At 70.3% G+C, this 1,669-nt stretch carries 1 protein-coding gene; it reads right to left on the bottom strand.

Going from position 1 to position 1,669, the window contains the following annotated elements:
* Positions 1 to 320: 320 nt before the first annotated feature.
* The coding region (locus CCN33_RS25200) for an AAA family ATPase (protein WP_167387943.1) at positions 321 to 1,669 on the bottom strand (1,349 nt) is incomplete at its 5' end.

Genomic DNA, 1,669 nt, shown 5'->3' with positions numbered 1-1,669 from the left:
TCGCGGCCGCGGCCGCGATGAAGATGACGTGCCCGAGATGTTCGGGGTGAGCCGTCCCGGCTCCTGGCTGGGGTGCCTGCGCTGTGCTGGTCACGTGTAACTCCTCGGGCCACGGCAACGCTGCCGGGTGGGGGCGAGCCCTTCCAGGTTCCAGTGGCGCACACCTCGGCGCCACTTACACCTGAAGGTAAAAGCAACGTTGCAGAGACTATGCCTTCAAGTTCCGAAGTCAATACCCGGATGGCTGTGACTTAAGAGATACGCCTGCGTCGATGTTGTTCAAGAAGTAAACGCACACGCATTTGATCTTGAAAGGTCGGCTAGCGCAGCCGCTGCGAGATGACCTTCGACACACCGTCACCCTGCATCGAGACGCCGTACAGCGCGTCGGCCACCTCCATGGTGCGCTTCTGGTGCGTGATCACGACGAGCTGCGAACTCTCCTGCAGCTCCCGCATGATCCCGATCAGCCGCTGGAGATTGGTGTCGTCCAGGGCCGCCTCGACCTCGTCCATGACGTAGAAGGGGCTGGGGCGGGCCTTGAAGATCGCCACCAGCAGGGCGACGGCCGTCAGCGACCGCTCCCCGCCGGACAGCAGGCTCAGCCGCTTCACCTTCTTCCCCGGCGGCCGCGCCTCCACGTCCACACCCGTGGCCAGCATGTCGTCCGGGTCGGTCAGCACCAGCCGCCCCTCCCCACCGGGGAAGAGCCGGGAGAAGACGCCCTCGAACTCGCGGGCGGTGTCCCGGAACGCCTCGGTGAAGACCTGCTCGACCCGTTCATCGACCTCCTTCACCACCCTCAGCAGATCCGCCCGCGTCTTCTTCAGGTCCTCCAGCTGCTCACTGAGGAACTTGTGCCGCTCTTCCAGCGCCGCAAACTCCTCCAGCGCCAGCGGATTCACCTTGCCCAGCTGCTGGTAGGCCCGCTCGGCCGCCTTCAGCCGCCTCTCCTGCTCCGCGCGGTGGAAGGGACGCGGCTGGTTACGGGGGTGCCCGGGGTCCTCCGGCAGCTCCTCACCCTCCGCCGGGAGCGAGGGCGGCACCGGCTGGAGGGGGCCGTACTCCGCGACGAGCCCCTCCGGCTCGACCCCGAGTTCGTCCAGCGCCCTGGCCTCCAGCTGCTCGATCCGCAGCCGCTTCTCCGCGCCGAGCACCTCGCCCCGGTGCACCGAGTCCGTCAACTTGTCGAGTTCGGCCTTCAGTTCGCGTCCCGTACCGCGCGCGTCGGCCAACTCCCGCTCGCGTACGGCCTTCGCGGCCTCGGCGGCGTCGCGCTCGCGCTGGGAACGGGCGAGGGAGACCTCGATGTGGGCCAGCAGTTGCCGGGCACCGTCCGCGACCGCCCCGGCGACCGCCGCCTCGTGGCGCAGCCGGGCCCGCCGCCGCTCCGCACGCGCGCGTGCCTCGCGCTCCGCGCTGGCGGCCCGGTCCAGCGAGTCGGCCCGCCCGGCGAGCCCCTTGACCCGCTCCTCGTGCGTACGGACCTGGAGGCGCGCCTCCATCTCGGTCTGCCGCGCGTTGGCCCCGTCGGCGGAGAGCCGGTCGCGTACGGAGGTGTCCGGCTCCTCCTCGGCCGGCATCTCCTCGGCGACGGCCAGCCGCTCGGCCAGCTCCTCCGCCTCGGCGACGGCCCGTTCCAGCGCCTCCCGCGCCCGCTCGGCGGCCG

This window comes from Streptomyces recifensis (assembly GCF_002154615.1).
Classification (GTDB): domain Bacteria; phylum Actinomycetota; class Actinomycetes; order Streptomycetales; family Streptomycetaceae; genus Streptomyces; species Streptomyces griseoluteus.
The sequence above is the reverse complement of the archived record's forward strand: the minus strand, read 5'-3'. Positions and strand labels throughout refer to the sequence as shown.